General features: G+C 61.3%; 21 protein-coding genes and 1 tRNA gene. 15 read left to right on the top strand and 7 right to left on the bottom strand.

Annotated features, from left to right (window positions below; translation table 11 throughout):
* Positions 1-43: 43 nt before the first annotated feature.
* The 7 genes from ABIB28_RS11090 to ABIB28_RS11120 all read left to right on the top strand — a co-directional run bounded on the left by ABIB28_RS11090 (position 44) and on the right by ABIB28_RS11120 (position 9,140).
* Complete coding sequence (locus ABIB28_RS11090) at positions 44-2,338, top strand: DUF2460 domain-containing protein (RefSeq protein ID WP_354288169.1); 2,295 nt, start codon at positions 44-46, stop codon at positions 2,336-2,338.
* A 103-nt stretch (positions 2,339-2,441) separates the two neighbouring features.
* The gene (locus tag ABIB28_RS11095; protein ID WP_354288170.1) at positions 2,442-3,254 is read left to right on the top strand and encodes a phage/gene transfer agent baseplate hub protein; all 813 of its coding nucleotides are present in this window, start codon (positions 2,442-2,444) and stop codon (positions 3,252-3,254) included.
* Positions 3,251-3,652 (top strand): peptidoglycan endopeptidase, encoded by a 402-nt coding sequence (locus ABIB28_RS11100; protein ID WP_354288171.1) that lies wholly within the window; start codon positions 3,251-3,253, stop codon positions 3,650-3,652. The genes ABIB28_RS11095 and ABIB28_RS11100 overlap by 4 nt, the downstream gene beginning before the upstream one ends.
* Position 3,653: 1 nt before the next feature.
* Entirely contained in the window at positions 3,654-5,831 is a 2,178-nt protein-coding gene (locus ABIB28_RS11105) for a GTA baseplate fiber-binding domain-containing protein (protein ID WP_354288172.1), read from the top strand.
* Between the two features lie 12 nt (positions 5,832-5,843).
* Complete coding sequence (locus ABIB28_RS11110; protein WP_354288173.1) at positions 5,844-6,350, top strand: DUF2793 domain-containing protein; 507 nt, start codon at positions 5,844-5,846, stop codon at positions 6,348-6,350.
* A 138-nt stretch (positions 6,351-6,488) separates the two neighbouring features.
* Positions 6,489-7,619: an OmpA family protein gene (locus ABIB28_RS11115; RefSeq protein WP_354288174.1), complete on the top strand. Its 1,131-nt coding sequence runs from the start codon at positions 6,489-6,491 to the stop codon at positions 7,617-7,619.
* Positions 7,620-7,826: 207 nt separating this feature from the next.
* Positions 7,827-9,140, top strand: a complete 1,314-nt coding sequence (locus ABIB28_RS11120; protein ID WP_354288175.1) for a UDP-glucose dehydrogenase family protein — start codon at positions 7,827-7,829, stop codon at positions 9,138-9,140.
* 14 nt (positions 9,141-9,154) lie between these two features.
* On the opposite strand, the gene ygfZ is transcribed toward ABIB28_RS11120, so the two are convergent.
* Positions 9,155-9,868, bottom strand: a complete 714-nt coding sequence (gene ygfZ, locus ABIB28_RS11125) for a CAF17-like 4Fe-4S cluster assembly/insertion protein YgfZ (protein ID WP_354288176.1) — start codon at positions 9,866-9,868, stop codon at positions 9,155-9,157.
* A gap of 78 nt (positions 9,869-9,946) precedes the next feature.
* On the opposite strand from ygfZ, the gene pyrC reads away from it, so the two are divergent.
* On the top strand, positions 9,947-10,984 hold the full coding sequence (pyrC, locus tag ABIB28_RS11130; protein WP_354288177.1) for a dihydroorotase: 1,038 nt from the start codon (positions 9,947-9,949) through the stop codon (positions 10,982-10,984).
* A gap of 7 nt (positions 10,985-10,991) precedes the next feature.
* Here the strand turns inward: pyrC and ABIB28_RS11135 are convergent, their stop codons facing one another.
* The 3 genes from ABIB28_RS11135 to ABIB28_RS11145 form a co-directional block, all read right to left on the bottom strand.
* Complete coding sequence (locus tag ABIB28_RS11135; RefSeq protein ID WP_165954556.1) at positions 10,992-11,144, bottom strand: hypothetical protein; 153 nt, start codon at positions 11,142-11,144, stop codon at positions 10,992-10,994.
* A complete protein-coding gene (locus ABIB28_RS11140) occupies positions 11,141-11,545 on the bottom strand; it encodes a DoxX family protein (protein ID WP_229839447.1) in 405 nt (134 codons plus the stop codon). Before ABIB28_RS11140 ends, ABIB28_RS11135 begins: the two co-directional genes overlap by 4 nt.
* Positions 11,546-11,661: 116 nt before the next feature.
* On the bottom strand, positions 11,662-12,519 hold the full coding sequence (locus ABIB28_RS11145) for a DUF1134 domain-containing protein (RefSeq protein ID WP_354288178.1): 858 nt from the start codon (positions 12,517-12,519) through the stop codon (positions 11,662-11,664).
* Positions 12,520-12,686: 167 nt separating this feature from the next.
* On the opposite strand from ABIB28_RS11145, the gene ABIB28_RS11150 reads away from it, so the two are divergent.
* The 4 genes from ABIB28_RS11150 (at position 12,687) to ABIB28_RS11165 (ending at position 16,976) form a co-directional block, all read left to right on the top strand.
* Positions 12,687-12,779: transfer RNA gene (locus ABIB28_RS11150), tRNA-Ser, on the top strand.
* A 620-nt stretch (positions 12,780-13,399) separates the two neighbouring features.
* The gene (locus ABIB28_RS11155; RefSeq protein ID WP_354288179.1) at positions 13,400-14,758 is read left to right on the top strand and encodes a tyrosine-protein kinase family protein; all 1,359 of its coding nucleotides are present in this window, start codon (positions 13,400-13,402) and stop codon (positions 14,756-14,758) included.
* Positions 14,755-16,239, top strand: coding sequence for a hypothetical protein (locus tag ABIB28_RS11160; protein ID WP_354288180.1), 1,485 nt, complete (start codon positions 14,755-14,757; stop codon positions 16,237-16,239). Before ABIB28_RS11155 ends, ABIB28_RS11160 begins: the two co-directional genes overlap by 4 nt.
* 152 nt (positions 16,240-16,391) lie before the next feature.
* Complete coding sequence (locus tag ABIB28_RS11165; RefSeq protein WP_354288181.1) at positions 16,392-16,976, top strand: recombinase family protein; 585 nt, start codon at positions 16,392-16,394, stop codon at positions 16,974-16,976.
* A 20-nt stretch (positions 16,977-16,996) separates the two neighbouring features.
* On the opposite strand, the gene ABIB28_RS11170 is transcribed toward ABIB28_RS11165, so the two are convergent.
* On the bottom strand, positions 16,997-17,257 hold the full coding sequence (locus tag ABIB28_RS11170) for a helix-turn-helix domain-containing protein (protein WP_354288182.1): 261 nt from the start codon (positions 17,255-17,257) through the stop codon (positions 16,997-16,999).
* Positions 17,258-17,374: 117 nt separating this feature from the next.
* On the opposite strand from ABIB28_RS11170, the gene ABIB28_RS11175 reads away from it, so the two are divergent.
* Positions 17,375-17,884 carry a hypothetical protein gene (locus ABIB28_RS11175; RefSeq protein ID WP_354288183.1) on the top strand — a complete coding sequence of 170 codons (510 nt, stop codon included), beginning with the start codon at positions 17,375-17,377 and terminating at the stop codon, positions 17,882-17,884.
* Positions 17,885-18,077: 193 nt separating this feature from the next.
* On the opposite strand, the gene ABIB28_RS11180 is transcribed toward ABIB28_RS11175, so the two are convergent.
* Positions 18,078-18,614, bottom strand: a complete 537-nt coding sequence (locus ABIB28_RS11180) for a hypothetical protein (RefSeq protein ID WP_354288184.1) — start codon at positions 18,612-18,614, stop codon at positions 18,078-18,080.
* Positions 18,615-18,729: 115 nt separating this feature from the next.
* Here ABIB28_RS11180 and ABIB28_RS11185 point away from each other — a divergent pair, with 115 nt between their 5' ends.
* Positions 18,730-19,008 (top strand): DUF6771 family protein, encoded by a 279-nt coding sequence (locus ABIB28_RS11185; protein ID WP_354288185.1) that lies wholly within the window; start codon positions 18,730-18,732, stop codon positions 19,006-19,008.
* Positions 19,009-19,355: 347 nt separating this feature from the next.
* On the opposite strand, the gene ABIB28_RS11190 is transcribed toward ABIB28_RS11185, so the two are convergent.
* Positions 19,356-19,880: a hypothetical protein gene (locus ABIB28_RS11190; protein ID WP_354288186.1), complete on the bottom strand. Its 525-nt coding sequence runs from the start codon at positions 19,878-19,880 to the stop codon at positions 19,356-19,358.
* A gap of 544 nt (positions 19,881-20,424) precedes the next feature.
* Here ABIB28_RS11190 and ABIB28_RS11195 point away from each other — a divergent pair.
* On the top strand, positions 20,425-20,826 hold the full coding sequence (locus tag ABIB28_RS11195) for a Ros/MucR family transcriptional regulator (RefSeq protein ID WP_354288187.1): 402 nt from the start codon (positions 20,425-20,427) through the stop codon (positions 20,824-20,826).
* Positions 20,827-21,786 lie beyond the last annotated feature (960 nt).

Here is a 21,786-nt window from a genome sequence, read left to right on the forward strand (position 1 = left end):
ACGGCCCCACCCCAACCCCTCCCCTGAAGGGGAGGGGCTTTTTATGCCATTCTGGCTTGCACGGGACCGCACGATCCAGAGCGAGAGCGTGATGACACGCTTCGATCCGCGCTTCTGGACGGTCAATTTTCCGCGGCCGATGATGGCGGCGGTGACCACCACCGCCGCCGACGCTTTGCGTGTCGATGCGGTGTTCTACACCGCGGGGGATCTGGCGGGGCTGATCTGGGAGGCCGAGGATAGCCACGATCATTCGCTGCTGCGCTATGAGACGGCGCGCGATTTTCGCGGCTGTCGGCTGTCGTTCCGCTGGCGTGCGAACGGGGTGGTGGCGCTCGATCAAGTCAACGGTCCGGTGCTGACGATCGAGGGGCGCGATGCGAGCGGCGCGGCGCGCGCCTGGTATGTGCGGCTGTGGAATTATGCGAACGGCACGCCCGAGGATGCGACGATCACGCTCGATTTCGCGGCGCTCGACGGCGGCTATCGGCTGCCCGACGAAGCCGATCCGGTGTGGGCGGGCGATGTCGACCGGATGTTCGTTTCGCTCGTGCCGCCGGGATTCGTCGAACGCGGCAGTGCGGCGTTGCCCGCGCCGGTGGAGGCGTGGGTCGAGCTGAGCGCGCTTCGCTGCGAGGGAGCGGGTGCGGTGATCGCGATCGGCGATGTCGTGGTGCCCGAACACGGGCTGCAGATCGCGAGCGGGTATGACGACAGCTATAATCTCACGCCCGAGCGGCTGCTGCGGAACGCGCTGCTGCTCGGCTATCGCGGGCGCATCGTCCACTATCTCGGGATGAGCCACTTCCTGCGGGTCGAGGCCAGTTCGGGCGGCTTTTACGTGAGCCTGGCGGGGGGCGTGCTCAATGTCGCGGCGGCGGCGTGGCAGCGCGATTTCGCGGTGCGCGCGAAGGCGCTCGGGTATGAGGTGATCTGGTCGATCAGCTATGAACTGTTCGACGCGCATTGCTGGAGCGACTGGAAGCAGCGCGCCTGGGATGGCACGCCGGCGCTGACCGGATGGGATCCGCCGTCGTGCCTGCTGTCGCCAGCGAGCACGGGGGCGATGGCGTATTTGCGCGCGGTTGCGGTGGCGGTGATCGAGATCGCGCTCGCGGCGGGGCTCGCGCCCAAGTTCCAGGTTGGCGAGCCGTGGTGGTGGGTGCTCGCCGACGGGCGGCCGTGTCTCTACGATGCGAGCGCTCGGGAGGCGTTGGGCGGGGCTGTCGAGATTGCCGGCGTCCATGCGGTGAGCAACGCGGCGCAGCGCGACCTGCTCGATGCCGCTGGGGCGTTGCTCGCGGCCTCGACCGCGGCGCTGGTCGCGGCGGTGAGGGCGGTGGCGCCAGCGGTCGAGACGCATCTGCTGGTCTATTTGCCGAGCGTGCTGGCGCGTGATGCGCCCGAGTTGAAGCGCGCCAACGTGCCGCTCGGCTGGGCGTGGCCGGCGTTCGATGTGCTGCAGCTCGAGGATTATGATTTCGTGACCGCGGGGGATGTCGCGGGCACGGCGCGCGCGGTCGCGGTGGCGCAGGCGCGGCTCGGCTATGCGGCGGCGCAGACGCATTATTTTGCGGGCTTCGTGCTGCGCAGCGACCAGCGGGCGCAGTGGCGGGCGATTGCGGCGGCGGCCGAGGCGGCGCGCGCGCGCGGGGTGGCGGCGACCTTCGTCTGGGCGCTGCCGCAAGTGCTGCGCGACGGGTTCGTCCATTTCGAGACCGAGGAGGATGCGGTGGTGCCGTTCGACGATGTGCTGTTCCCGCTTGCGCTGGGCCGCGAGGCCGAGGTGACGCCGCAATTCTCGACTGCGATCGTCACGAGCGCGGGCGGGCAGGAAATGCGCAATGCGAGCTGGGCCGAGGCGCGGACGCGCTACGATGTTGCGCCGGGGGTGCGATCGGAGGCGGATATCGCGACGTTGCTCGGCTTCTTTCGGGCGCGGATGGGGCCGGCGCGTGGGTTTCGCTTGCGCGATCCGTTCGATTTTTCCTCGAGCGGGGCGAGCTTTGGGGCGAGTGATCAGCTGCTGGGGGAGGGCGACGGCGTCACGGTCAGCTTCGCGCTCGTCAAACACTATGGCGACGCGGTGCGGCGGATCACGCGGCCGGTCGCGGGGAGCGTGCGCGTTGCGGTCGATGGGGTCGAGACGACGCGGTTCACGCTCGCGGCGGGGGGGCGTGTCATGCTCGATGCGGCGCCGGGCGTGGGGGTGGCGGTGCGCGCGGGGTTTTTGTTCGACGTGGCGGTGCGCTTTGCCGAGGATACGCTGAGCGTCACTCGGACGACGTTCCTGGCGGGCGCGACGACCAGCGTGCCGCTGATCGAGGTGCGGGAGTAGCGTGCAGTGCGCGTGTGGGGCCTCCCGGCGTGGACCGCCCTCACCCGACCTCGCTGCGCTCGGCCACCCTCTCCCAAAGGGAGAGGGATTCTGGAGACACTTCATGTCCTTGCTCACCGGCCCCCTCACCACGCTCGCCTTGTGCTGGCGGATCGAGCGGCGCGATGGCGTGGCGATCGGGCTGACCGATCATGACCGCGATCTGGCGATCGACGGGCTCGTCCATGCCGCCGCGCCGGGAATGACGCCCTCGGCGATCAAGCGCAGCGACGGGCTCGATGCCGATACGATGGATATTACCGGCGCGCTGACCAGTGCGGCGATCGGCGCGCGTGATTTGCTCGCCGGGCGGTGGGATGGCGCGCGCGTCCAGCTGTTCGCGGTAGACTGGAGCGGGGCGGATCCGCGCCGCGTGCCGCTCGGCGAGGGGACGATCGGTGCGGTCGAGAGCGACGCGCACGGCTTTACCGCCGAATTGCGCGGTGCGACCGCGGCGCTCGACCGGCCCGTGGTCGAGGCGACCTCGCCCGAATGTCGTGCCGAACTCGGCGACGCGCGCTGTCGCGTCGCGATGGCGGGGCGGCGGCGCTATGCGCGGGTGGTTGCGTGGAACGAGCGGGGGGTGACGCTCGACGCCGCCGAGCCGGTCGCCAACGCGTATGGCGGGGGGCTGCTGCGCTGGATCGGCGGGGAGAATTCGGGGCTCGAGGGGGCGATTGCGGTGTCCGACGGGAGCAGCGTCACGCTGCGGATCGACCCCGCGCTGCCGGTTGTGGTGGGGGATTTGGTCGAGCTGATCGAGGGGTGCGACAAGAGCTTGGCGACCTGTGCCGGGCGCTTTGCCAATGCCGTCAACTTCCGCGGCGAGCCGTTCCTGCCGGGGATCGACTTGCTGACGCGCTATCCCGGGGCATGACGCGCGCGGCGGCTGTCGTGGCGGCGGCGGAGGCGCTGATCGGGGTCGGGTTTCGGTTACAGGGGCGTGTTCCCGCGCATGGGCTCGACTGCGTTGGGGTGGCGGCGCTCGCGGCGCGGGCGGGTGGCTTCGACGGGGACATTCCGGGAGATTACGCGCTGCGGGGCGGCGACGCCGCTACACTGATCGCGCGCTTCGACGCGAGCGGGCTGGCGCGTGTGGGCGACCCGGCGCCGGGGGATATCGCGCTGTTCGCGGCGGGGCCGGCGCAATTTCATCTGGCCGTGCTCGTGCCTGGCGGACTGATCCATGCCGATGCGGTGCTCCGGCGAGTCGTCGCGCGGCCGGGGGCGGCGCCGTGGCCGATGCTCGGCTGCTGGCGCGTGACAGGAGACTGAAATGGCGACGTTGGTGCTTTCGGTGGTGGGCCGCGCGCTCGGCGGGCCGATCGGGGCGGTGCTCGGTGCGGCGCTCGGCGGCGTGGTCGATCGCGACGTGCTGATGCGGCCCAAGGGCGTGGAGGGGCCGCGGCTGGCGTCGCTGCACCTGCAGACGTCGAATTACGGCACGCCGCTGCAGAAGGTGTTCGGCACGATGCGCGTCGGCGGGTGCGTGATCTGGTCGACCGATCTGATCGAGAGCCGATCGAAGAGCAGCACCGGCAAGGGCCAGCCGAGCGTCACGCGTTACAGCTATGCGGCATCGTTCGCGGTAGCGCTGTCGGGGCGGCCGATCGTCGGGGTCGGGCGGATCTGGGCGGATGGCAATCTGCTGCGCGGCAGTGGCGGCGACTTCAAGGTTTCGACGGGGTTTCGGCTGCATCTGGGGGGCGAGGACCAGCCGGTCGATCCGCTGATCGCCGCGGCCGAGGGGGTGGGGTTCGCGGCGGCGCACCGCGGGATCGCCTATGCGGTGTTCGAGACGCTCCAGCTCGCCGATTATGGCAATCGCATTCCGTCGCTGACCTTCGAAGTGATCGGCGATGGTGCGCCGGTGTCGGTCGGCATGATCGCCGAGGCGTTGTCCGACGGGAGCGTTATCGCGGCAGACGCGGTCCAGCCACTCGATGGCTTTGCGGCGTATGGTGACAGTGTCGGCAGCGTGCTCGATACGCTGGCCCAGGCCGGGGGCGCATGGTTCGCGCCGATCGGCGGGGCGGTGGCGATGCGCGCAGGGACCATGCCCGAGCGCGAGATCGCCAATGGCGAGACGCGCGGTGCGGGCGCTTCGACCGGCAAGCCCCACCGCGCGGTCGCTGCGATTGACAGCGTGCCGCGGCAAGTGACGCTGTCACACTACGATCCGGCGCGGGAGTACCAGATAGGTTTGCAAAGTGTGCGGCGGCCCGGCGCGGGCCGGCGCGAGGATCGAATCGAGCTGCCCGCCGCGATCGATGCGGGAACCGCCAAGACGCTTGCGCAAGGCATCCTCGCGCGCGGCGAGGCGGGGCGCGAGCGGCGTAGCGTGACGCTCGGCTGGGACGCGCTCGACGTGGTGCCCGGCGCGTGCGTCACGATCGCCGGAGTGGCGGGGGTGTGGCGCGTCACGGGCTGGTCGCTCGAAAAGATGGTTCTGTCGCTCGACTGCGTGCGGCTCGCGGGCGGGACGCTGCCGGTGGCGGCGAGCCCGGGGCGCGTGCTGGCGGCGCCCGATGTGGTGACGGGAACCACGGTGATCGAGGTGTTCGAGAGCTTGCCGTTCGACGACGCGCTGCTGTCGGCACCGCGCGTGACGATCGTCGCCGGCGGAACGCAGCCGGGCTGGCGGCGTGCGGCGTTGCTCTACAGCCTTGACGGCGGGGCGCGCTGGACGCCGCTGGGATCGACCGCAGCGCCAGGAACCATGGGGCGGCTGGCGAGCCTACCGGGGCGCGGGTCGAGTGCGATCGCCGATCAGGCGCAGGCGTTCGAGGTCGATCTCGCTTACCCGGCGATGACGCTCGAAAGCGCCGATCCGCGCGCGCTCGACGCGGGCGCCAATCTCGCGCTGGTGGGCAATGAACTGCTGCAATTTTCGACCGCGACCCAGATCGGCGCGCGGCGCTGGCGGCTGGCGGGGCTGTGGCGCGGGCGGCGGGGGACCGAGGCGGCGATGGGGGGGCAGGCGATCGGCGATCGCTTCGTGCTGATCGAGGCCGAATCGGCTCTTTCGCTCGACCTGCCGCTCGCCGCGTTGGGAGTCGACCTTCGCCTTCTCGCGTCGGGGACCGGCGACATCGACGGACCGGTTGCGACGCGCGTGACGGTGCGCGGAACTTCGGTCGTGCCGCCGTCCCCCGTCCATCTCCGCTGGCGCGAAAGCGGGGCGGGCGATGCGCATGTAACTTGGGTGCGGCGCAGCAGAAACGGGTGGCGCTGGAGCGATGGGATCGATGTTCCGCAAGGCGAAGAGCGCGAAGCGTATCGCGTCACGCTGCTGCGCGGCGATGGCGCTACGACGTTGATCGAGACGCACGAACCGCGTGTCGTCGTGGCGTCCGCGGACCGAGGGGGCGGGGTCGTGTTGCGCGTCGTCCAGATCGGCACACACGGCGAATCCGACGGCGCAACGATCACGATTCCCGACGGGAACGGATGACAGGAGATTTGCATGAGCGATGAGACAAGCACGCGCCTGGGCCTGCCTTTGCTGCAGCCCGGGCAGGCGCAGAAGGAGCTTTCGCACAACGAGGCCCTGACGTTGCTCGACATGGCGGTGCAGGCGAGCGTCGAGGCGGTCGGGCTCGACACGCCGCCAGAGGCGCTGTTGCCGGGCGCATGCTGGATCGTTGGCGCAGCCCCGCGCGGCGCTTGGCGCGGGCAGGCGCAGGCGCTGGCCGGCTGGACCGCGGGGGGCTGGCGGTTCGTTGCGCCGCAACCCGGGATGCTGGTGTGGAGCAAAGCCGATCGGACCGATGCGCGTTTCGATGGCAGCCGTTGGACGGTCGGAACGCTTGCTGCGTCGCACCTCATCCTCGGCGGGTTTGCGATGCTCGGGCCCCCGCGGCCGGCCATTGCTGCACCTGCGAACGGCAGCACGATCGACGCCGAGGCGCGCACCACGATCACAACGATTCTGGCGGCACTTCAAACGCTTGGACTCATTGCTGCCGCGTAGCATCGAAAATCGCTGACGGTTCCCACTAAATCTGTGTTAAATCAGCAACAGTCCGGACATTTGTGCGCTTGCGTGGAAACCTTCCATTCGGTAGAGGGTTTGCGCTGTCCGAGTGACAACCAGATGAAGGGGATTTTTATGCGGAAGCTAGCCGTTACCATAGCGCTTGCCTCCACTGCTCTCGTTACCACACCAGCGCTGGCCCGGGATAAGTCCTGGTATGTCGGCGTCGACGGTGGTGCAGTGCTCGTGGAAGATATCAAGTTCGATATCAACAACGTGAAGAGCGCCGGTACCGTCGATCATCGCTACGGCTACGACGTCGATGGCGTGATCGGTTACGACCTTGGCATGTTCCGCCTCGAAGCCGAAGTGGGCTACAAGAGCGCATCGGTCGATGACTATCGTTCGTCGGTCAGGACCCCGGGTCTCATCCCGTCGGGCGCAGTTGGCAACTACCCGGCTGGCACGTACCAGTTCGCTCGTGGTCGCACGACCGCACTGAGCTTCATGGTCAACGGCCTTGTCGACTTCGGCGACGATGATGGCATCCAGGGCTTCGTCGGCGGCGGTGTCGGTGTTGCACGCGTCAAGGAGCGCTTCGGCATCAACAGCCTGCAGAACCTGCTCAACGACAGCGACACGGTTTTCGCGTATCAGGGCCTCGCCGGCGTTCGCGCGCCGATCACGAAGCACGTCGATGCGTCGATCAAGTATCGCTTCTTCACCGCCGACAACGTCAAGCTGGTCGACGTCGCGGGTCGTGGCTACAACGGTCGCTATCGTACGCACAGCCTGCTCGCAGGTCTGACGTACAACTTCGGCGAGCCTGCTGCTCCGCCGCCGCCGCCGCCGCCCCCGCCGCCGCCTCCCCCGCCGCCGCCTGAGCCGGCTCCGGTTGTCGCGACGCCTTGCTCGCCTGGACCGTTCATCGTGTTCTTCGAGTGGGACAAGTCGGACGTCACGCCTGAGGCAGCCTCGATCCTGGACGGCGCAATCGCGCAGTACCAGAACTGCGGTAACGCAAAGGTCATGCTTGCTGGCTTCACCGACCGTTCGGGTACGCCGAAGTACAACGTCGGCCTGTCGCAGCGCCGCAACGACGCGGTTCGTGCGTACATGACCGCCCATTCGATCCCGGATGGCTCGATCGGCACCGAAGCCTTCGGTGAAGATCCCGCCCATCTGCGCGTCCAGACCGCCGATGGCGTTCGCGAAGTGCAGAACCGTCGCGTCGAAGTGTCCTACGGTCCGGGTTCGGGCAACTAAGCCCAGACCTGACCTTGGTCAGAAATCGGGGAGATCGGCGCAAGCCGGTCTCCCCTTTTTTGTGCGCCGGTGGCACGGTACATGTGAGGCCGGCGAGCGATCGCGCCGGGCTGGCAATACCGCCATGATCGGCTAGAGCGGCAGTTGTGGAGCGCCCCTCTGTGTGCCTCCGGACTGTGGTGCGCTTGCGAGATTTGAGGACTTTTCATGCGGATTACGATGATCGGCTCGGGGTATGTCGGCCTGGTATCAGGGGCATGCTTTTCGGATTTCGGCCATGACGTGATCTGCGTCGACAAGGACGAGACCAAGATTGCGGCACTCGAGGCGGGCAAGATGCCGATCTTCGAGCCCGGTCTCGATACGCTCGTCGCGAGCAATGTCGCGGCGGGGCGGCTCCGCTTCACGACCGATCTCAAGGCTGCGGTCGCCGGGGCCGATGCGGTGTTCATCGCGGTGGGAACACCGTCGCGCCGTGGCGACGGCCATGCTGACCTGAGCTATGTGTTCGCCGCAACGCGCGAGATCGCCGAGGCGATCGACGGGCCGGTCGTGGTCGTCACCAAGTCGACCGTTCCCGTCGGCACCGGCGACAAGGTCGAGGAGATTCTCACCGAACTCGCCGGCGACTTTCCGATCGCGGTCGTCTCCAACCCCGAGTTCCTGCGCGAGGGCGCCGCGATCGGCGACTTCAAGCGGCCCGACCGGATCGTGATCGGCACCGAGGATCCGCGCGCGCAGCAAGTGATGCGCGATGTCTATCGCCCGCTGTATCTCAACGAGAGCCCGATCCTGTTCACTGGGCGACGGACCTCCGAGCTGATCAAATATGCCGCCAATGCGTTCCTGGCGACCAAGATCACCTTCATCAACGAGATCGCCGATCTGTGCGAAGCGGTCGGCGCGAACGTCAAGGACGTGTCGCGCGGGATCGGGCTCGATAACCGGATCGGTTCGAAGTTCCTCCACGCCGGGCCTGGCTATGGCGGTTCGTGCTTCCCCAAGGACACGCTCGCTTTGCTCAAGACCGCCGAGGATTACGAAACGCCGGTGCGGATCGTCGAGGCGGTCGTCCAGGTCAATGATACGCGCAAGCGTGCGATGGGGCGCAAGGTGATCGCGGCGCTCGGCGGCGGCGACGGGACGAGCGTGCGCGGCAAGACCGTCGCGGTGCTGGGGCTGACGTTCAAGCCCAATACCGACGACATGCGCGATGCGCCGAGCCTGGCGATCGTCCAGAGCTTGCTCGACGCTGGCATCACGGTGCGCGCGCATGACCCCGAAGGGATGGAGATCGCCAAGACGATGATGCCCGACATCACCTATTGCGGCGACGCCTATGCCGCCGCGCAGGGCGCTGACGCGGTCGTGATCGTGACCGAGTGGAACATCTACCGCGCGCTCGATCTCAAGCGGCTGGCGGCGACGATGGCGGCGCCGGTGATGGTCGATCTGCGCAACGTCTATCCGCCGAGCGATGCCGAGCGCGCCGGGTTCGCATACAGCTCGATCGGGCGGTGACGGGGCGGTTGGCGTTAGGCGTCGGCGTGCGCTAACGCCGTCGCTAGCCAATCGGGCACCACGGCATCGCCGAGCGCTTCGACGCGGCGCAGTTCGACCATCAGGCCGAGGTCGGGATAGGTGGCGCGGGTGCGCTCGCCCGGCTCGCCGAGCGGTGCCACCACCAGCCGGCGGTTGACCTTGCTGCGATGGTGCATCCGCGCGGTGTTCTCCTGGCCGACATAGCAGCCCTTGGTGAAACTGACGCCGTTCAGTTCGCGCGCGTTCGCCTCGAGCCACAGCGTCTTGTCGCTGCCGAGCTCGGCCTCGCCTTCGGCAACGCCTAGCGACAGGCGATGCGCATGCCAGCCGGTTGCTGCCTCGCCCGGCTCGCCCAGCCAGCGATAGCCGAGTGCGGCCAGCCGGGGATCGGGCACGCCCTGGCCAGGCTCGCGCGACCAATGCACTGCGCCATCGGTCTGCTCGATCGTGATCGCGCGGCGTAGGCGATAGATCGACAGCCGCCGCCGCAATGCCTCGGCAACGCTCGCCTCGCAATCGAGCAGGACGTCGTCGCCGTCGGTCCAGACGACGAAGTCGAACAGCGCCTTGCCCTGCGGCGTCAGCAAGCCGGCCCAGGCCGGGAAGGGGCCGGCCATGTCGGCGGTGACGAGCCCCTGCAGGAAGCCGCGGACATCCTCCCCCGACAGGCGGAGGAGCGATCGATCGGCGAGCATGGTGGCATTCATGGCATGGAGGTAGGGGCGGCGAGGGGTAGCGGCAATACGCGGCTGGCGATTCGCCGCGCCGCGCGCTAGGCGGTCGGCATGACCGAGCGCCTCACGATCCGCCGCCCCGACGACTGGCATGTCCACCTCCGCGATGGCGAGATGCTCGCCGCGGTTGCGCAGTACACCGCGCGCCAGTTCGCGCGCGCGATCGTCATGCCGAACCTGACCCCGCCGGTGACCACGATCGCGGCGGCAGAGGCATATCGCGAGCGGATCCTCGCCGCCTTGCCCGCGGGGACCGATTTCACCCCGTTGATGACTTGCTACCTCACCGATGCGGCCGACGCCGAGGAGATCGCACGCGGCTATGCTGAGGGCGTGTGGGCGGCGTGCAAGCTGTACCCGGCGCATGCGACCACGAATTCCGCGCACGGCGTCACCGACATCCGCGCGCTGTCGGGGGTGCTCGAGACACTGCAGCGGATCGGCATGCCGCTGCTGATCCACGGCGAAGTGACCGATCGCGAAATCGACATCTTCGATCGCGAGGCAATCTTCGTCGAGCGGACGCTGGCGCCGCTGGTGCGCGATTATCCTGCGCTGAAGATCGTGCTCGAACATATCACGACCGCCGAGGCCGCCGCGTTCGTGAGCGACGCGGGGGCCAACATCGCCGCGACGATCACGCCGCAGCATCTCCATCTCAATCGCAACGCAATGTTCGATGGCGGGCTCCAGCCGCACGCCTATTGCCTGCCGGTGATCAAGCGCGAACGCCATCGCCTCGCGGTACGCGCGGCGGCGGTGTCGGGGTCGCCGAGCTTCTTCCTCGGTACCGACAGCGCCCCGCATGGCCGCGCGCGCAAGGAAGCGTCCTGCGGCTGCGCGGGCATCTTCAACGCGCCGTACGCGCTCGAAAGCTATCTCGCAGTGTTCGATGAGGAAAATGCGCTCGACCGGTTCGAGGGTTTCGCCTCGGAACACGGCGCGCGTTTCTACGGTTTGCCGCTCAACGAGGGCACGATCACGCTCGAGCGGCGCGAGGAGGCGGTTCCTGAACTGATCGGCGCGGGTGACACTGCGGTCGTGCCGTTCCACGCCGGCCAGACGCTCGGCTGGCGCTTCATCGGCTAACCGAGCGTCACTTCGGTTCGGTGAAGCGCTTCACCTTGACGGGCAGGTCCTTGCCCTTGGTGCGGCGCGACGGGATCTGCACCGGGTTCTTCTTCTTCCAGGCGGCCCAGGTCATCGGACCCTCGGGCGTGTCGATGATGGTGTCGTCGATATCGCTCATGCTGCGCTCCGTCGCGGGAAGGGCCAGTCGATCACGCGACCGGCAAACAGCGCCCACCACACGATCACCGGCTGAAACGCAAGCCGCGGGATATGGTACCATAGCCCGAGCCCGCCGCGGCCGGTTTCGATGAAATCGAGCGCGTGCTTCACGTTCGCGGGATAGACGCACACCGCATAGGCGGCGAGGCCAACGCCCGCCCACCAGCGCAGCCGCGGCACGAACAGGCCGATCGCCCCGGCGATCTCGCACAGGCCGGTCAGCAGGATCACCTGGGCGGGGAAGGGGACCCAGTCCGGGGTGATGCCGAGAAAGGGTTTGGGCACGAACACGTGCAGGATGCCAGCGGCGAGATAAGCGGCGGCGAGCAGGGCGCGGAGGATCTGGCGGGTGGTGGTCACGCAGGGGACGTTACGCGCTTGTCGGGCATGGGCAAAGCCCATGCCGTCGGTCGGGGCGGGCCCCGCCGGCCGAGCTTGCGCGAGTCAGGCCGCTTTTGCGGCCTGCCGCGCTGCGCTTAGAACGGGAACCATTTCGAGGTCCGGCTGAACTTCATATAGCCCAGATTGACGCCCTGCCGCCATCCGACGCCGAGCCGGATCGGGATCAGCACCGTGTTGCCGCGGCGCAGATAGGTCGCCGCGAACCCGCCGACGAAATACACACGACCCTCGGCCGCCGGGAAGCGCTTGAACAGGTCCGCGGTGTCGTAGAGGTTGTACACCAGCACGAACACCTTGTTGGCATCCCCGCCCAGATCGAAGCCGACCGACGGGCCGGTCCAATAGACCGGCTGGCGCCCCTCGACCTTGTGGAACATCTCGCCCTTGCCATAGCGCAGGCCGACGACGACCGCCGCCGACGCCTCGCGCCCGGCGATATAGGCGTTGGGATAGCCCTGCTCCTTGAGCGTGCGCTCGAGGATGCCGGCGAGCCCCGATGCGCCCTTGCCGAAGGTGCCTTCGGCGGCGCGCAGCAATTCCTGCTTCTGGAAGGTCTGGCTGTCGGCCGATTCGACCTCTGCCCCGTCGCGCGCGACGTCCTGTGCCGATCCGTTCGTACCTGCCGGCGCTCCCGTGGGGCTGCCCGCGGACGATCCGCTGGATCCGGACTCGACCGGCTCGGTCGATCCTGGCGCGTCGGGATAGCGCGGCGTGTCGGCCAGCGGGACAGGATCGCCTTGAGCGGGGGGCGGGGCGGGCGTCCGGCGCTGCGGCTGCGCTTTCGGCTGCGTCTGGCGCAGATCCGAATCGATCGCCTGGTTGGGATCGATCGTGCGCACTTGTGCCGCAAGCGGGGCTCCCGCGGTCGCCAGCGTGAGCAGGATTGCAGCGCCAATCCTCGGCGCGCTGGTCCAGCGCAAGTGCATCGTCATTCTCCCCCGGGGCTGCAATTGCGCCATGATAGCGCCGTCCTGGCTGTCGCGCCAATGAACGAGCGGCGCCGTCGCGACCAGCGGAATCGATTCCGCGGCGAGCAACATGCGCACAAGCGGTTGCCGTGGCAGCAAAGCGCGGTTATAGCCCGCCTTCGCCGTGATCCGGAGACGTGGGTGAGTGGCTGAAACCAGCGGTTTGCTAAACCGCCGTACCGGGTTTACTGGTACCGAGGGTTCGAATCCCTCCGTCTCCGCCAGCTGCTGCCGCAAGTAGCTGAAGATACAATATAATTTTGCGGTCCGTAATATCCGTCCATCAATGCGTCCAACATGTCGCTGACGAGGTTGAGCGCGCTCGTGCGGCACGTTATCCTATGGCGTCGCGGTAGGAGCTTTGCGAAAGCGTCACATTTCTGCTCTACCCTCGCCGAGGCTGACAGCAACGAAGAACGGGAGTTTCGATGGACTTGGGTAGGGCAGCTGCGCGGCACAAGCGATGCGCCGAGAAGCTTTGTCATACCAAGGAGCACGGAGAGGCTAGCTATCTTATTGGCTTGGCGGCCGAATGCGCCTTAAAGGCCCATTTACAAGTATCCGGGTTTCCCCTTGTGCGCCAACGCCGCCTAAAAAGTAGGAAGAAAGCCGATGTTGGGCCTGATCCTCTTTACTTGCATTTTCCCGAACTTGGACCTGCTCTCCTAGCGCAAGGCGAGGGTATATTAGCTGGCCGCATGCTCGAACTCGTGGGCGATAAATCCTTTTTGCAGGGGTGGACGGTCAAGATGCGGTATCGAGATCAGCCATCCGCCCCTCAGACAAAGCGTCAATACGATAAGTGGTTTAAGCAAACGAACCAGGTTTTTGGTGAGGTTGGCATATGACGATGCTTGATGATATCAGTTTTGATAGCGCGATAGATGTCATTGCTAACTATATTTGGAGTAATCTTGACGAATCTATTTATCGTAATGGAGTATTTCTCCGGGATGGTTTTGGTCGTCTGTCGTTCTATTCCGAAAAGAAGATTGGTGTCAGAGATTTAAAGCAGTTCAACAAGCGGGCTGCCGATAAGTTTGGCAATCACATTTCTTTTGGCGGGCTGCTACAGCTGCCTGACGCGCCGGGTGCTGTGATTGTCGCTGGCGCGACCAAAACTGACGCAATAGTCTTGAATGACATGAGCGCCGAATATGAAACCATAAAACTAGTCGATCGGCGCTTTTACGGTCGGGACTGGCTAAGGACGCCAGCTCTCCATAGCAAATCGCTGCCTCCGATTATGGTGTTCAGCAGCTTGAAAGGTGGCGTTGGAAGGACGACCGCACTTTTTGCATTGGCTCTGTACCTGTCTCAGCAGGGTAAAAACCTTCTTCTTGTTGACCTAGATCTTGAGGCCCCAGGACTGGCTTCGATGCTGTTTTCTGACGACGAACGTCCTGATTTTGGTGTTATTGATTACTTGACTGAGTTAGGACTCAATGGAATTGATGACCGCGATCTTGGTAATTTTGTCGGTCTTAGCATTCTGACTGACAGGTCTGCCGGACAGGGGCGAGTAGACCTTATCCCAGCGGCTGGGCAGCGTACGATGGATAACCCGGCCGGGATGATACCCAAGCTATCTCGTGCATTGCTCGAAAAACCAAAAAAGGATGGGGGGACTGCATCGTTAGGAGAGCAGGTTCGCGATATGATCGAGCGTTTCGCCAACCAAGGCCATTATGACGCGATACTTGTAGATGCCCGTGCAGGGCTCGCCGAGGTTACTGCTGGGCCACTACTGGCGCTGGGAGGAGTAAACCTGTTCTTCGGGACAAATCATCCCCATACATTTGAGGGCTATCGCTATCTGCTTGGGCACCTATCAACCCTTCCTGTTGACGCGGGCGATGATTGGCGGGAGCGTGTCGCTTTTGTGCATGCGAAGGCAGGAGTTTCCGAAGAAGCGCGAGTTTCATTTAACGACGCGTTATACGACGTTCTCGCTGAAACATTTTATGAATATGACTATGACTCTGGTGTTTTCAACTACAGCTTAGATGATGAAGATGCTCCACATTCTGCGTGGCCGATTTTCTTAAATGGATCATTTGTCGACGTTGACCCGGTAAGAGACAGGGGGCTTCTTCAAGCAGACTATTATACCGCCTCGTTCGGTACGTTCTTATCAAATGCATCTGCTGCATTGGGACTCGACGCTCGGAAGATTGACGAAGAAGTGGACTTGGAGTTGTGACGCCGACCGAAATGCTGCGAGAGGCACTGCTTAGGCTCCCTCCGGGGGCAGCTTGGAAGGCGAACAGCGTTCCGCGCCCGAACGAGATCTTTGCGCCGCGCGGGCATCGCAATGTATTCGATTTAACCCGTGCGATTGTCGTGGGCAATCGAGGTGTTGGCAAAACCTTCTGGTCTCATGCGTTGTGGTCCAAAGAGGGTAGGGGTGTAGCCGCCTCGACCTATGGACTGGACGAACTTCGTAACATCGAAGCCGTTTTTGGTTTTCGGGGGGCGTTTGCTGATGAGCACGCCCCATCGACCGACGTCTTAACAGCGGCCTTAGAGGGTGGACAGGACGCGCTGACCGTATGGAAGGCGGTACTACTTCGCGCTTACGGGAAAAATTCGGATCTTGGCATCACTAGTGATTTGGTAGGTTTGACCAAATGGCTTAGCGATAATGCGGAAAAGGGCGATAATCTGCTTCGCGAGTTAGACGCGGAGCGTGAGCGGCGTCCTTTGGTCGTTATGTTCGATGCTTTGGACACGCTGGGCGGTGATTGGTCGCAAATACGCACGCGGACCGAGGGATTGTTGCGATTGGCTGTGATCGCCAAGAGTCTTAGGAACACGAAGATGAAAATCTTTATGAGGCCTGACCAGTTTGAGGATACAACACTATTCCGATTTCCGGATGCCTCAAAACTTCGTGCTGAGCGTGTAGCAATCGAGTGGTCTTTTCGAGATCTTTATGCGCTTATGTTTTTTCATCTGTGGAGGGAGCCTGAGACTCGTGCGGCTCTTTTAGAGTTTATTGGACAGCCGGTCAGGCTTTTTAGAGAAACATCGGGCCAGTTTCGGCCTGATCTGGTCCAGTATCCTGACATTCAGCGCCAGATATTCAATCGGATGGCTGGCGAATGGATGGGGCGCGATAAAAAGCGCGGTGCCACTTATTCCTGGCTTATTCAGCATCTCGCCGATGCTAGTGGCGAGACGACACCCCGAGGCTTTTTAACCGCAGTTCGAAAGGCTGCTGAATACGAAACAATTGGTTCGGAAAATGTTATAGACTACAAAGGTATTTCCAATGGCGTTGCTGAAGCGTCGGTAAATCGAGTAGCAGACCTTGAACAAGATTACTGGTGGATCGATTATATTAAAGGGCCTTTAGCAGGCGTCGAGACACCTATCTATCGTGACGTTTTGATGGCCATTTGGAAGGACTCCAACACAGCAGATCGCTTGAAATCTGCCAGCCACAAGATGGGCCCTCTTCCTCTTTTTCTGGCTCTTCGATCTAACATTGAAGCGTTACCCCCATCTTTGGCAGAGCGTTTGGACTCTGATGAGGCTGCACTCATCGAGAGTTTAGAACTCATCAGCGTTTTGGAGACAAGATCCAATGGGAAAATTAACTTTCCTGACATCTTTCGGGTTGCATTCAAAATGAAGAGGCGAGGGGGCATTCCACCGAAACGTAGCAAGTCGGTTGAATAGCACGCATCCGGACCTGAGTCTCATAGGCACACATAAGAGGCTCGGATTCGGTCGGTTTCGATACATCGACGCTGACTGTATCGAATATTGCCTAGACTCTTTTCGATACACCAGCTAGTTCCGTTACACCGATTCGATACAGGGTAACGACTATGAGCCGTGTTTTTGCATATTGCCGTGTCAGCACGGGCGACCAAACGACCGACAACCAAGTTCGTGAGATTGAAGCCGCAGGGTTTGCCGTTGATGCCAAGCGTATCATCACCGAAACTGTTTCCGGATCGGTGGCGGCGCTTGAGCGCAAGGGGTTCGCCAAGCTGGTCGATCGGCTTGAGCATGGCGATGTGTTGATCGTCACAAAATTGGATCGCCTAGGCAGGAACGCTATGGACGTGCGTACCACAGTCGAGCGCCTTGAAGGGGAAGGTGTACGCGTTCATTGCCTAGCCCTCGGTGGCGTCGATCTTACCAGTGCGGCGGGCAAGATGACGATGGGCGTTATCGCTGCGGTTGCAGAGTTTGAACGCGACCTTTTGATCGAGCGAACACAGTCGGGCCTTGCGCGCGCGAAAGCCGCAGGGAAGGCCCTAGGAAGGCCACAGGCGCTATCTAAGGCCGAGCAGGCTGAAATCCTCGCTAAGCGCGCACAGGGCATCTCCTTGGGCGTCCTAGCGAATGCACACGGAGTATCTCGTGCGGCGATTCAGCGGATCGAAAAGCGCTCGGCCCCATCATAGCCTTAGGCGCTCCGGTTCGATTACAGTTTGATCACACCGGAAAGGTTTGTCCGCAAGGCACCAAGAAGTTGGTCCGGCTTGCGGTCCATCGCTTCCGCGATGACGATGAATTCTAACACGTCGAGCCGACGCTCAAACAATTCGGTTTTGTTAATAAACGAGGGTGGCTTGCCAATGCGCCGGGCTAGCTCCCTTTGGCTGATACCAAGCTCGCGACGAAGCAATGCCAGCGTGTCGATTAGCGTTCGATAGTCGGGTGAAACCACCCATCCGCGCTGCATTCGTTGCCCCAGTCATTATGAGGCAGTGCAGATATCCCTACTTGTCAGCGTCCCCATGATGGGGACATAACGGGTCGCATTTGGGGCGCGGTTGCTGCCCGTTAAAAGTGGGGCAATATGGATAAGCAGGGACGGCAGACGTTTTGGGAACTTTGCTTCGATACGCCGCAATCCGTGAAAAACGTTTGCTGGGGGACATTCGCGGCCATCCCTGTGGTGCTAATAATATGGTTGATCTTCAATCCTGCAGAGCCATCTAAAACGCCCGTGCCAGCGCCAGCGCCGATCGTGGCTGCGATTGACGCGCCTGCGCCGGGGGTCAAAGAGATCGATACAAAGGTCGAGGCGGAAATGAACCTTAAGGCTGGGCTTAAGGACGCTGAATCCGCCACATTCCGGAACGAGTTTGTTAGCGGGCTGGCAAGTGGCGCGCAGATGCTTTGCGGCGAAGTCAATTCGAGAAACTCGTTTGGCGGCTATACCGGCTTCAAACGCTTTATCGCCTCCCCCAATTCAGATGCACCGAACATGATCGAGGGCGAAGCGATGTCCGGCATTGATATCGACGCGAAGACCTTTCGCACGGCCTACAGGTTTGCGTGCTCAAATCGGGTCAAAACGTTCTAGCCAACGATAACGACAACCGGTTGCCGAGCCGCATGGCTGTTAGCGGCACCCGTGATAAGCCGAGGACCTAGATAGATCGACGGGGCCGCAATCCGGTCGATTCAGTCAGGACCCAACTTTTCTGGTCATCCTCACACATGCGGAGGGGGCATTTTTGAGTGTCCGAAAGTCCAAATCTGGTGGAGAGCAGACGTTACCTATAGCAGCCGTCAGGTGTCTTTGGCCCCGAATAACTTGGACGCAATGGAAACCCAATTTCTGACTTCAGGGCCATATCAGCGCTGCAGTAGAGCGTTATGGGCTGCGAACGACGGATTTGCACGAACTGATACGGCGTTCCCACCCCGTTTAAGTTCCGAACGAGAACATAGCTCTTTATAATTGTACTTGCAGGAGCGGGAACGCTCTCCACTATTTGGCGATCAGCGACGAAGGCGAAGGTAGTCAATCGGCCTTTGTAGCGGGCTCGGGCGAAACGCGCTGAAGTAATGGCGTCTCCGTCCGTATGCGGCCTATCTACGAATCTGTCTTTTTCATCAACCGATGCGATCGACCCTCCCACCCTAACCGTCATGATGCTGTAGCCCCACGCATTATCATTGTCGCGCCATTCAAGAGAGATGCTCCCATCCACCCCGTCTCCGGCGATGTTGCGTATCGGGTTATTGCCAGCTTTCAGCGGAATAGGGGTCAGAGCCGAAATCGCTAGAGCAACAGCAAACGTCAACAAAGCCAGCCTCCCATTTCGCAGAATGTCCCGGTGTTAGGCGCATTATTGACGTCCGCAAGTGGGCGTTTCCTACCCGTCCGCGTTCCCGCCCGATAGCGGATAATCGGCTTTCGGCATGACCGCGAGTGCTCACCACAAACCATCGAATCGGTTGCCATTCGTTCCCTTTTCGTTCTACTTTTCCTTTATGGCAAAGAGAGTGAACCCAGACCCCGCTTTGATCGATCACGCTAAGGACGCCATTAGCCAATCACCTGGCTGGGCTAGGGTCGGTTTGACGTGCGGTAACGAACGCTTGCGCGAAGAAGCCCTTACAACGCTTGCCGGTGCGGTGGTGGATCGCCTGACCAACCCGCCACCGGCGATCGACCCGAGGCAGCTACAGCTTTTTTGATGCGGCATGGGTGCGAACATCAAACTGACCACGATCGGCGATGTGGTTCATCATAAGGGCAACCTACGGGTCGATTGTCGCTGTGGTCGCCGCAGCGTCATCGATGCCGCCAAGCTTGATCGCTATTACACTGCGCAGCGCTGGAGCACCGTTTTAGATGTCGTGGGGATGCATCTACGATGCTCGGCATGTGGATCGCGGGGAGCACTCTGGCGGATGACGCCAGAGCCACCGCGCGGGCCTCACTGGGACGCACAGACTGTCCCCGCGCATCGATACGGCCCGTTAGATGAAATAAAGGGCCGAAACGTTTATTATACTCGTTGGCGACCCATGGTAGAGCGGTGTCATAAAGAACGAATCTTATGTAACGTCCAAGACATTCCACATGCCTCTATTGATAAAATAGCAATCAACCCTATCCAAAAGCCGATACCAAGATCCGAACCTGAATTATGGCTAATGCCAGTGTCGTATTTCCAACTGCTTCCAGATTCACTCACCATATTTTTGTATTCCTTTGAAATCCATACTGAACGATCGGCTACATTTGCAATCGTTATGATGATAAGAGATATTGCCGACAACAATAAGACTATATTTGGACTAATTTTTTTGTCTCTAATAACGATATATATTATAAATATTAGTGGAATCATTGCTAAATAGCCAGCCTCTTGCCACCCTGAGCTATATCCGGCATCCTCTAGATCTGACGTAGTTCGCGCTTGAGACCAGGGCAAAAAAAGCGAAAATGTAAAAATAGCAGTGCCTATAACGACTCCTAAATAAGACGATCGTTCATTAATCTTATCGCGCAAAAACGACAAATGCCCGACAAATCTGGTCAAATGTACATTGTCATCAATCATTTATGTATCCCCCATTTAAATAATCATCACTTTTTTAAGCGTTTTTTGGTCACTCAAGCGCAGAGTCCGAGCGCAGGTGGAGATGATGGAAATTCCCCTAAGATGGTCGGTATGTGGATCACGCGGAGCACATTGGCGCAAGACCCTAAAGCCCCCACGCGGACCTCGCTGGGGTCCACAGACCGACGAGGCTTGGCGCTTCCTGGTTGCGCGGTTGCGAAATCGATAAGCATCGCATCCGAACCCTTTTCGAGCACGTAGCTCACGCCTTTGATCGCAAGCTTTAGAGGAAATCGATGCCTTGTTATTCGTTTATGCCCCTTGCGGGCAGCATCGACGTATTTGAACTCCTAATAAATCAAGGGTCAGTCGGGATAGTGTGGCGGGTAAGCAATACTTGGCATGCGCATCAATATAGCATGGGCGCGCCAAGCATATCGGCGACTACTAAGGAAGGGGCCGCAGAGCAGCTTATGTTAGAGCTTTGCGTAATGGCTGGACGGATTCGCTTGACGACGCGGTGACATGCGTTCTTCTAAAAAATATGACAAACCAAAATCTATTGATCCACGTTGGCGATATTGTTGCCGCCCATGTCGCCTCGAATAATGTCCCCGTGGAGGATGTTCCGCGGCTGATTAAGACGGTCTATGACAGCCTAACGGGACTTGGGGCCACGAACCCCACTATCGTCGCCGAACAGGCCCCCACGCCCGCTATGACGGTCCGGGCGAGCGTTAAGCCCGACTCCGTTGGCTGTCTCGAATGCGGCAAGCGGTTCAAGTCGATCAAGAAGCACCTTGCGACGCATGACCTAACGCCGGACAGGTATCGCGCGAAATGGTCGCTCCCCCGGTCGTATTCGATGGTATCGGCTGAATATAGTGCGACACGAGCTGGCCTAGCCAAGATCAACGGGTTGGGTCGGTCGAGGGGGCCGCGCTAGACGGGTGTGTGGGGTCTCGGTGATAGGAATTCATGAATGCGGGCGTGGTGCCTCACTGGTTAGGCGCTACGTTCAATCCCGATTGCGAATTGGGTTAAGGCATATTTGAGCATGTTTACGGATGTGCCCGAGTTTTAAATTTAAGGATGTTAAATAAAGTTAATAGATAAACCGTATTATTTGCATAATACACCTTTGATCTGCTAAATATAATGCGTAAGGCGGTTGCTACCCTTCAAATCACGCGACTCCGCCAATTTTCAACTACCCTCACCGTTACTTGCAAATCAGGCCGGATTTGCTATACTGTATGGAACGGACGACGCTTACCTTGGCTGGAACGTCCATAAGCAATCCAAGGCAAATGCCCCCGATCGGGCTATATCGATCGAGCCAATGACATTGATAGAAATCTCGTTAGCGAAGGCGGAAGCTGATGTGCGACAGACCTGCTTGCAAGCGGCTTCACTGAAATCTTACAGCAGTGGTAAGTTATATTCTTTGGGGAACTTTTAAGGCGCAAGCCTGACCTCCGACCCTCCGGACGAGTTGCAATAGCTCTATGGAAAAACCTAACGTAGCGGCTGATACTCTCCTAGTAGATTACTAGGTATCGCACGGTTATGGGTTCCGTTTATTCCTTTCAAGGGAATAACCAAAAACTAGTTAGGCTATATTAGAATGTGTGAAAGTGATTGCGGGTGTAAGAATCCGCGTAATATACTATCTATAATATGTTGTGTTATCATAGATAGTATCAGCCCAGCGGAGGCGGAGCTATGTTATCATCTCATCGAGATATGATACAACGATCTTTATCCTTGAAATTACTGCTTCAAGATCATAACGAATTGGATAACCGATAATAGGCTCGTTATTAATGCGATCTATATAGTTCGAGATAGCTATAAGTCTACGGCGCGCGGATTTGCGATCCGCATTCAATATTTCCGACTTTCT

Origin of the sequence: Sphingomonas sp. UYEF23, assembly GCF_040546165.1 — a bacterium.
Classification (GTDB): Bacteria; Pseudomonadota; Alphaproteobacteria; order Sphingomonadales; family Sphingomonadaceae; genus Sphingomonas; species Sphingomonas glacialis.

Excerpts from the sequence above, each read along its gene's own strand:
- ABIB28_RS11090 (WP_354288169.1), top strand. The coding sequence starts at position 44 with ATGCCATTCTGGCTTGCACGGGACCGCACGATCCAGAGCGAGAGCGTG.
- ABIB28_RS11095 (WP_354288170.1), top strand. The coding sequence starts at position 2,442 with ATGTCCTTGCTCACCGGCCCCCTCACCACGCTCGCCTTGTGCTGGCGG.
- ABIB28_RS11100 (WP_354288171.1), top strand. The coding sequence starts at position 3,251 with ATGACGCGCGCGGCGGCTGTCGTGGCGGCGGCGGAGGCGCTGATCGGG.
- ABIB28_RS11105 (WP_354288172.1), top strand. The coding sequence starts at position 3,654 with ATGGCGACGTTGGTGCTTTCGGTGGTGGGCCGCGCGCTCGGCGGGCCG.
- ABIB28_RS11110 (WP_354288173.1), top strand. The coding sequence starts at position 5,844 with ATGAGCGATGAGACAAGCACGCGCCTGGGCCTGCCTTTGCTGCAGCCC.
- ABIB28_RS11115 (WP_354288174.1), top strand. The coding sequence starts at position 6,489 with ATGCGGAAGCTAGCCGTTACCATAGCGCTTGCCTCCACTGCTCTCGTT.
- ABIB28_RS11120 (WP_354288175.1), top strand. The coding sequence starts at position 7,827 with ATGCGGATTACGATGATCGGCTCGGGGTATGTCGGCCTGGTATCAGGG.
- ygfZ (WP_354288176.1), bottom strand. The coding sequence starts at position 9,868 with ATGAATGCCACCATGCTCGCCGATCGATCGCTCCTCCGCCTGTCGGGG.
- pyrC (WP_354288177.1), top strand. The coding sequence starts at position 9,947 with ATGACCGAGCGCCTCACGATCCGCCGCCCCGACGACTGGCATGTCCAC.
- ABIB28_RS11135 (WP_165954556.1), bottom strand. The coding sequence starts at position 11,144 with ATGAGCGATATCGACGACACCATCATCGACACGCCCGAGGGTCCGATG.
- ABIB28_RS11145 (WP_354288178.1), bottom strand. The coding sequence starts at position 12,519 with ATGACGATGCACTTGCGCTGGACCAGCGCGCCGAGGATTGGCGCTGCA.
- ABIB28_RS11155 (WP_354288179.1), top strand. The coding sequence starts at position 13,400 with ATGACGATGCTTGATGATATCAGTTTTGATAGCGCGATAGATGTCATT.
- ABIB28_RS11165 (WP_354288181.1), top strand. The coding sequence starts at position 16,392 with ATGAGCCGTGTTTTTGCATATTGCCGTGTCAGCACGGGCGACCAAACG.
- ABIB28_RS11170 (WP_354288182.1), bottom strand. The coding sequence starts at position 17,257 with ATGCAGCGCGGATGGGTGGTTTCACCCGACTATCGAACGCTAATCGAC.
- ABIB28_RS11175 (WP_354288183.1), top strand. The coding sequence starts at position 17,375 with ATGGATAAGCAGGGACGGCAGACGTTTTGGGAACTTTGCTTCGATACG.
- ABIB28_RS11185 (WP_354288185.1), top strand. The coding sequence starts at position 18,730 with ATGACCGCGAGTGCTCACCACAAACCATCGAATCGGTTGCCATTCGTT.
- ABIB28_RS11190 (WP_354288186.1), bottom strand. The coding sequence starts at position 19,880 with ATGATTGATGACAATGTACATTTGACCAGATTTGTCGGGCATTTGTCG.
- ABIB28_RS11195 (WP_354288187.1), top strand. The coding sequence starts at position 20,425 with ATGACAAACCAAAATCTATTGATCCACGTTGGCGATATTGTTGCCGCC.